8 protein-coding genes are annotated in these 7,866 nt (G+C 67.6%); 5 read left to right on the top strand and 3 right to left on the bottom strand.

Annotated features, from left to right (window positions below; all coding sequences use genetic code 11):
• The coding region (gene purL / locus ACTIAO_RS12005) for a phosphoribosylformylglycinamidine synthase subunit PurL (protein ID WP_441906463.1) at positions 1–1,541 on the bottom strand (1,541 nt) is incomplete at its 3' end.
• Positions 1,542–1,684: 143 nt separating this feature from the next.
• Between purL and ACTIAO_RS12000 the strand changes: the two genes are divergently transcribed.
• On the top strand, positions 1,685–2,845 hold the full coding sequence (locus ACTIAO_RS12000) for a cobalamin-independent methionine synthase II family protein (protein WP_441906462.1): 1,161 nt from the start codon (positions 1,685–1,687) through the stop codon (positions 2,843–2,845).
• Between the two features lie 330 nt (positions 2,846–3,175).
• On the opposite strand, the gene ACTIAO_RS11995 is transcribed toward ACTIAO_RS12000, so the two are convergent.
• Entirely contained in the window at positions 3,176–3,763 is a 588-nt protein-coding gene (locus ACTIAO_RS11995) for a biotin transporter BioY (protein WP_441906461.1), read from the bottom strand.
• Positions 3,764–3,828: 65 nt separating this feature from the next.
• Here ACTIAO_RS11995 and ACTIAO_RS11990 point away from each other — a divergent pair, with 65 nt between their 5' ends.
• From ACTIAO_RS11990 to ACTIAO_RS11975, 4 genes are all read left to right on the top strand, one after another.
• Positions 3,829–4,401, top strand: coding sequence for a TetR family transcriptional regulator (locus tag ACTIAO_RS11990; protein ID WP_441906460.1), 573 nt, complete (start codon positions 3,829–3,831; stop codon positions 4,399–4,401).
• An 8-nt stretch (positions 4,402–4,409) separates the two neighbouring features.
• Positions 4,410–5,591 (top strand): sensor histidine kinase, encoded by a 1,182-nt coding sequence (locus ACTIAO_RS11985; RefSeq protein WP_441906459.1) that lies wholly within the window; start codon positions 4,410–4,412, stop codon positions 5,589–5,591.
• On the top strand, positions 5,588–6,256 hold the full coding sequence (locus tag ACTIAO_RS11980) for a response regulator (protein WP_441906458.1): 669 nt from the start codon (positions 5,588–5,590) through the stop codon (positions 6,254–6,256). The genes ACTIAO_RS11985 and ACTIAO_RS11980 overlap by 4 nt, the downstream gene beginning before the upstream one ends.
• Positions 6,257–6,347: 91 nt before the next feature.
• Positions 6,348–7,193, top strand: a complete 846-nt coding sequence (locus ACTIAO_RS11975) for a CPBP family intramembrane glutamic endopeptidase (RefSeq protein WP_441906457.1) — start codon at positions 6,348–6,350, stop codon at positions 7,191–7,193.
• A gap of 39 nt (positions 7,194–7,232) precedes the next feature.
• On the opposite strand, the gene ACTIAO_RS11970 is transcribed toward ACTIAO_RS11975, so the two are convergent.
• Positions 7,233–7,733 (bottom strand): large exoprotein, encoded by a 501-nt coding sequence (locus ACTIAO_RS11970; protein WP_441906456.1) that lies wholly within the window; start codon positions 7,731–7,733, stop codon positions 7,233–7,235.
• Between the last annotated feature and the right edge of the window lie 133 nt (positions 7,734–7,866).

Here is a 7,866-nt window from a genome sequence, read left to right as displayed (position 1 = left end):
GTGACGGCGACGTTGCGGTACGCCTCGGCCAGGGCCAGCTGCGCGCCCGCGTACGGGTCGAGCTGGCAGTAGCGTCCGTTCGCGTCGGTCGAGATCGCGAATCCGAGACCGGATTCCTCGTCGACGCGGATCATGCCGGCGTCATCGGGGAACGAGAGCGCCGTGTTGCCGCCGACGAAGTAGTCGTACTGGTTGGTGATCCACGAGGTGTCGGCGAGGTTCGGCGAGCCGACGAGCGCGAGGAACTGCGACCGCAGAACGTCAGGCTCAGAAGACCGGGGCAGCAGCTCAGCAGCATCCGCCTGGAGTGCGTCGATCCACGTCGGGTACGCAACCGGACGGTCGTAGACCGGGCCGTCGACGGCGACGGTCGACGGGTCGACGTCGACGATGCGCTCGCCCTGCCAGTCGATGACGAGGCGGCCGTCGCCGGTGACCTCACCGAGCACGGATGTCTCGACGTCCCACTTGTTCACGACCTCCATGAACGCGTCGAGCTTCTCGGGAGCGACGATCGCCATCATGCGCTCCTGCGACTCCGACATGAGGATCTCCTCAGCCGTGAGCGACGGGTCGCGCAGCAGCACGTTGTCGAGTGACACTTTCATGCCGCTGTTGCCGTTGGCCGCGAGCTCGGATGTCGCGCACGAGATGCCAGCGGCGCCGAGGTCCTGGATCGCCTCGACGAGCTCGCCCTTGTAGAGCTCGAGGCAGCACTCGATGAGCACCTTCTCGGCGAACGGGTCGCCGACCTGCACCGCGGGACGCTTGGTCGGGCCGCCGTCGTCGAAGGAATCGGATGCCAGGATGCTGGCGCCACCGATTCCATCACCGCCGGTGCGCGCACCGAAGAGCACGACCTTGTTGCCGACGCCCTCGGCGTTCGCGAGCTTGAGGTCTTCGTGGCGGAGCACGCCCACGGCCAGCGCGTTGACGAGCGGGTTCGCCTGATAGACGGAGTCGAATACCGTCTCGCCGCCGATGTTCGGCAGGCCCAGGCAGTTGCCGTAAAACGAGATGCCGCTCGTGACGCCGTGCACGACGCGGGCGGTGTCGGGGTGGTCGATCGCGCCGAAGCGGAGAGCATCCATCACGGCGACGGGACGTGCGCCCATCGAGATGATGTCGCGGACGATGCCGCCGACGCCGGTCGCAGCCCCCTGGAACGGCTCGATGAAGCTGGGGTGATTGTGCGACTCGGCCTTGAAGGTGACGGCCCAGCCCTCGCCGACGTCGATGACGCCCGCGTTCTGGCCCATGCCGACCATGAGGCGCTCGCGCATCTCGTCGGACACCTTCTCGCCGAAACGGCGCAGGTAGTTCTTCGACGACTTGTAGGAGCAGTGCTCCGACCACATCACGGAATACATCGCCAGCTCACCCGAGGTGGGGCGGCGGCCGAGGATCTCACGGATGCGGGCGTACTCGTCATCCTTCAGCCCGAGGGCGCCGTAGGGCTGCTCCTTCTCGGGCGTGGCTTCCGCGTTCGAGACGGAGTCGGGGACGTGCTGACGAGCGGATGCTTCGGGGGCAGTGGTCACGCGCGCTCCAAAGGGCAGAGAAAAGGTGGCGGGGCCCTCCCAGTCTACCGACCACCGCCCGGCGCGCGTCACGGACGGAAACGCGAAGTGCGCGCGCGATCACGCGTCCTTAGATTGGTGTGAACCGCTGTAAAGGAGTCACCGTGACCGAGATCAAGACCACGACGTCAGGCAGCCTGCCGCGCACGCAGGCGCTGCTGGATGCGAATGCTTCGCGCTCGCTCGCGGACGACGGCTTCACGCTCGAGTCGAATCCGCAGTTCGAGACGCTGATCGGCGAGGCCGTGGCCGATGTCGTCGAGCGGCAGCGCCGCGCAGGGATCACGCTGCCTGGCGACGGTGAGTTCGGCAAAGCGTCGTCGAGCTCGGTGGATTACGGAGCCTGGTGGGGGTACTCGTTCCAGCGCGTGAACGGACTCTCGCTCACCGAGGTCAACCCGTTCAATGAGCCGCCCAGCCAATCATCGCCCGGCAATGTCGTGCTGACGAGCTTCCTCGACCGTCGCGACCGACGGGCGTTCGCCGACGCCTACGCCGACCCGGGAGCGGGGATCGGCACCGGACGCACCGCCACGGCATTCCCCACCACGACGGGGCCGATCACGTATCGCGGGCAGGATGCTGTCGCCGCTGACATCGCGCACCTTCGCGGTTCCTTGCGTGAGGGGGAGGTGGGCTTCCTCACAGCGATCGCCCCCGGTTCTGCCGCGCGCATCCGCAACGAGTACTACGCCAGCGACGAAGAGCATATTCAGGCATGGGCCGAGGCTCTGCGCGAGGAGTACCGTGCGATCGTCGACGCGGGGCTCATCCTGCAGATCGATGACCCGTCTCTCGCCGAGAACTGGGACCAGATCACGCCCGAGCCGTCGGTTGCCGACTACCAGGCGTTCACCCGCATCCGCGTCGAGGCGATCAACCGTGCGATCGAGGGGCTCCCGAAGGAGCAGGTCCGGCTGCACCTCTGTTGGGGATCGTGGCACGGGCCCCACTTCACCGACATCGAGGTGCAGCACATCCTTCCCGTGGTGCTGCAGGCGAAGGTCGGATCGATCTCATTCGAGGCGGCCAACGCCCGCCACGAGCACGAGTGGGCGCAGTGGGCGGATGCTGCGGCATCCGGCCTCATCCCCGACGACCTTGTCCTGGTGCCCGGCGTCGTCGGCCACTCGACCAACCTCATCGAGCACCCTGACCTGGTCGCTCAGCGCATCGGACGCTTCACGGACATCGTCGGCGCCGATCGCGTGATCGCATCGACCGACTGCGGGCTCGGCGGCCGCGTGCACCCCGACATCGCCTGAGCGAAGCTCGACACGCTCGGCGAGGGTGCGCGGCGCGCTGCCCGCGTGCGCTGAGGCGCGGGTCGTCGCGGCGCGGGCGCGTTGATTGCACCGCGCGGGGAATCGCCCGGATTTACCTCGCGCGGGCTGGATTTCGCGGCTGGCCGGACGTTTTGAGCCGCGTTTTCCATCCCAACCGGCCCGATTTGCCGGGACTCGCAGGCGCTCGCCGTGCGCGGGCTGGATTTCACGGCTGACGCGGCGCTCTGGGCCGTGTTTTCCATCCCGCCCACGCGCGCCATCCCCGCGCCGCCGCGTCCACGTCGCGCGCCGGCCCCGCGCCCCCGCGCCCTACGCCCGCGAGCGCCCCACGGCGCGCCAGGTCAGCGGCAGGAGGCCGGCCATCGCGGCGACCTTGATCGCGTCGCCGACGAGGAATGGAACCACTCCGAGCGTCAGCGCCGTCACCAGGTCGACGCCGAGGAATGCGGCGAGCCACGGCACTCCGAACGCGTAGATCGCAAGCGTTCCGAGGGCCGCAAGGCCCAGCGTCGACCAGACGTTCCGGTCGGAGCGACGGCGAGCCAGGACGCCGACGATCAGGGCAGCCACGACGTATCCGACGATGTAGCCGAACGAGGAGAACGCCCACCCGGCCGACCCGTTCGCGAACAGAGGCACTCCGATCAGGCCGAGCACGAGGTAGAGGCCGGCACTCGCGCCGCCGCGCAGCGGTCCGAGGCCCGCGCCCGTGAGCAGCACCGCGAAAGTGGCCAGCGACAGCGGCACCGGCGTGAATGGCAGCGGAATCGCGATATACCCGGCGACGGTGATGAAGGCGGTGCCGATGAGTACGAGCGCGACATCGCGGACGCGTGCACCGGGCACGAGATCGGCGAGCACGGGCACGCGCGGGGCATGGGTCGTGGTTGCGGACATGATTTCTCCTGCACTGAGTGAACTAGAACAGTGTTCACCTGAACACCGTTCGGTAGAGTAGCAGGATGAACGCTCCCGCACGCAACGACAAGGAAACAGTGGTCGCCGCGGCGATGCGGGTACTCGCCGAAAATGGCCTCCCCGGGCTCTCGATGCGCCGCATCGCCGATGAGCTCGATATCCAGGTCAGCGCGCTGTACTGGCACTTTCCGAACAAGCAGGCGCTGCTGGCAGCGGTGAGCGCGCAGATCGTCGGTTCCGATCCGCAGCCGGAAGGAATGGATGCCGCAGCGCGCGCCCTGCGCGACCGCCTGCTCGCCCACCAGGACGGCGCCGAGATCGTTTCGAGCTCCCTTGCACTCGGCCTCCTCGACCTACCGGTCCGTGCAGAGCTGGTGCGCGCAGCGAAAAAGACCGGGGTGGATGCCGCATCCGCCGAAGTCGCCGCCGACACCCTCGTGCACTATGTGATCGGCTACACCTTCCACGAACAGCAGCGACTGCACGCAGCCATCGTCGGGACGGCGGAAGCCTCGGTCGACCTTGTCCCCGCCGGCGCGCAGGACCGCGGCGACGACTTCGAGGCCGGGCTCGCGATGATTATCGCGGGCGTGCAGGCATCAGCCAGCATCCGATGAGCACGCGCGTGAGTGACCACCCGAACCTGTTCGGCACGCTGCGTAGCCGGTGGCAGTCCGCCCCTCCCGTCGCCCGCGACGGTCTGGGGGCGCTCGCCCTGATGTTCGTGTCCCTGCTCCCGCTCGGCATCGACGGGCTTCGGCTCGGTGAGATGCCGCGCGAGTATCCGCTGGGGGTTCTCGTCGTTCTGGTTGTGGCGCAGACGCTCCCGCTGACCCTGCGACGCACTGCCCCCGCGCTCGCTCTGGCGCTGATCGGTGTCGCCTTCGCCGTGACCCAGGTGCTCGGCGCCGACACGGGACTCGCGGGTCTCGGACTGCTGATCGTGCTGTACTCCTGCGGTGCGCACCTGCGTCGCAGGCGGCTGCCCGTCGCGCTGGCAGGTGCCGCGGTGTACATCGCTCTGGTCTCCGTGCTCATCGCGCAGCGCTCGCCGGAGTCGCCCATCGACTGGGTGACGTTCGCCGCCGTCCTCGCGGTGCCATGGGTGACCGGCGAACTCGTGCGTCGTTGGCGGGCCGAGCAGACCGCGCGACTTGAGCGCGCAGCATCCGACGCCGACCGCGCAGCGCGATCACTGCTCGCACGCGACCTGCACGACATCGTCACGCACCACGTGACGGCGATCGTCGTGCAGTCGGAGTCCGCTCGCTACGTCCCTGAGACCGGCGATGGCAACGCCGATCGCGATGCGATCTTCGCATCGGTGGCATCGACCGGTCGTCTCGCGCTCACCGAGCTGCGCTCGCTCCTGGGCACTCTCGATCCGGATGCTGCCGCGCAGAGTCCCGCAGCGCTCGCCGAAGCCGGCGACATCTCACACATGGTGCAGCGGCTGAAGGAGACCGGGTACCCCATCTCGCTGCGACTCGATGGTGCCGTCGACGAGATCCCGACCGTGGTCGTGGCCGTGATGCGCAGCGTCGCCCGCGAGGCGGTGACCAACGCCATGAAGCACGCACGCGGCATGCCGGTGCAGCTGGTGATCACCGCGACCGAGAATGAGATGGTGCTGACTGTCGCCAACGACCTTCTCGAATCCCCGACCCCGGATGCCGCGGGCTCAGGCCGCGGCACATCGGGAATGGTTGCTCGGGTCGAAGAGGCAGGCGGCTCGTTCACCGCCGAGGCCACCGGCACTGAGTACACAACCGCGACATACACGACGACCGCGAGGTGGACTCGATGAATGACCAGACGGCGCAGCGGGTGATCATCGCCGACGACCAGGCGCTCGTCCGCGATGGATTCGCCCGGGTGATCGGATCGCAGCCCGACTTCGAGGTCGCAGGCACAGCCGAAGACGGCCGCGCAGCCGTCGAGCTCGCCGCACGTCTGCAGCCGGATCTGGTCGTCATGGACGTGCGGATGCCGCGGCTCGACGGCATCGCCGCGACAGCCGAAATCATCGCGGCGAGCGAACGACCCCCGCGCGTGCTCGTGGTGACGACGTTCAATCTTGACTCCTACGTCTATGAGGCGCTGCGGGCCGGCGCGAGCGGCTTCCTGCTGAAAGACACCAGGCCCGAGGGGCTCCTCGATGCCCTGCGCACGATCGCCCGCGGCGATGCGCTCATCGACCCCGCGGCAACTCGTGCGCTGATCGGAGCCTTTGGCGACCGCATCCGCCCTGCTTTCGCCGACGATGGGGCGCTCGAAAGTCTCACCGCCCGCGAACGCGAAACGCTCACTCTTCTTGCGGAGGGGATGTCGAACGCCGAGATCGCGGAGGCGATGACCGTGGGGACCGAAACCGCGAAGACGTATGTGTCGCGCGTGCTCCTCAAACTCGGTCTTCGCGATCGGGTGCAGGCTGTCGTATTCGCGCACCGGGTGGGTATCGCCGGGCACTGAACCGATTGTCCACCTTCGGGGGATTCGCCGCTGCGCACGCGTTTCTACTGTCGAAGTACGGCCGAAACGCGGCCCGAATCGGAGACAAGAAATGACCTCGTCCCTCACCCCCACCCTCGACAAGCCGGGGATCGTCCGGCGCTTCTTCGCCCTTCCGCCGGTCTGGCTCGTGCTCGGCGCTGCGGCGATCGCGATCTTCTACGGCGTGATCACCGGTATCGGTTCTGAGATGAGCATCCCGTTCCAGGTCGGTGCGGCGCTCATCGGCACGGCGGGTTCGATCGGGCTGTACCTGCTGACAATGCGGGTGCTCGCTCGCCGCCGTACCCCGGAGCTGCGCTGGGCCGATGGTCGTGAGTTCCTGCTCGGCGGTGCCCTGGGAGCGTTCTTCATCATCGCCTCGGTGCTGATCGTCGCAGCTCTCGGCGGGTACACCGTGCAGTGGCATCCGGTGGATGTCTTCACGACCGTCATGCTCGCCGTTGCGGTGCACATCGGCACTGCCGTCATCGAGGAACTGGTGTTCCGAGGTCTCGCGCTGCAGGTGTTCGAGAAGTACGTCGGTCCCTGGATCGCGATTGCGATCACCGCGCTGCTGTTCGGCGGAGCGCACATGCTGAACCCCGGAGCGTCGCTGTGGAGCGGCTTCGCGATCACGGTCGAAGCGGGTGTGCTCATCGGTGCGGCCTTCGTGTGGCGCCGCAACCTGTGGTTCGCAATCGGACTGCACTTCGTGTGGAACACCGTCGAGAGCCTGTTCGGCATCCCGGTTTCCGGCCACCGCAGCCCCGGGCTGTTCGAGACCACGGTGCACGGCGACGCCTGGCTCACCGGCGGAGACTTCGGCATTGAAGCATCCGTCATCTCCGTCGGACTCAGCCTGGTGCTCTCGGCCCTGATGATCCTCGCAGCGCGCCGCCGCGTGGCCGCGCGCTGACCCGCGCCGCGGACGCGCTGACGCGCGCCACGGACGGGATCAGGCGGGGAGGGGGACCTGCGTGGGAACGCCATCCCATTCGGTGCGATCGCCGAGGAAAGCATTGCCTGCCCACTGCGCGGGTGCCACGGCGGTGTTCCACGCCTCCTTGCTGTAGGCCATGATGCCCAGCCATACCGGTGGGATCAGCCAGAACGCGACGAACCCCGTCTCCTTGCCCAGCTTCATCCCGATGCGGTAGGCGGCCACGCCCCCACCGACGAACATCGCGAGCGAGAAGAGGAACCCGATGCCGATCCAGCTGAGCACGATCGCACCGCCAAAGCAGTACAGCACGAGCCAGGGGCTGAGGTCACCCAGCTTGTAGAACACCATGAAGTTGTAGACGGGTACCCACGCCCGCCAGGTTCCCTGCACGCCTGCCTTCGCGAAGACCTTCGACATGAAGTACGCCGTGACGACGTAGACGAGTATGCCGACGATCACCGAACCGACGAGCGCGGCCATGTAAGCGGCCAGCATTCCAGAGTAGACATCCATCGTTTCCCCTTTGCAGATCAGCTGTGTCCGGTCATCGAACCAGGCACCGCTCACAGACCGCTCACGCGCACGCCTCGGTCAGGATGCGCGTGTGAGCGATCTGTGAGCGCACAGTGCTGAGATGAGCTCACGG

This window comes from Microbacterium sp., from assembly GCF_052099035.1.
Lineage (GTDB): Bacteria > Actinomycetota > Actinomycetes > Actinomycetales > Microbacteriaceae > Microbacterium.
Note: the sequence above shows the minus strand (reverse complement) of the source record. Positions and strands in the feature narration are given on the sequence as shown.

Coding starts and splice junctions, on each gene's coding strand:
- ACTIAO_RS11995 (WP_441906461.1), bottom strand. CDS start 3,763: ATGTCCGCAACCACGACCCATGCCCCGCGCGTGCCCGTGCTCGCCGAT.
- ACTIAO_RS11990 (WP_441906460.1), top strand. CDS start 3,829: ATGAACGCTCCCGCACGCAACGACAAGGAAACAGTGGTCGCCGCGGCG.
- ACTIAO_RS11980 (WP_441906458.1), top strand. CDS start 5,588: ATGAATGACCAGACGGCGCAGCGGGTGATCATCGCCGACGACCAGGCG.
- ACTIAO_RS11975 (WP_441906457.1), top strand. CDS start 6,348: ATGACCTCGTCCCTCACCCCCACCCTCGACAAGCCGGGGATCGTCCGG.
- ACTIAO_RS11970 (WP_441906456.1), bottom strand. CDS start 7,733: ATGGATGTCTACTCTGGAATGCTGGCCGCTTACATGGCCGCGCTCGTC.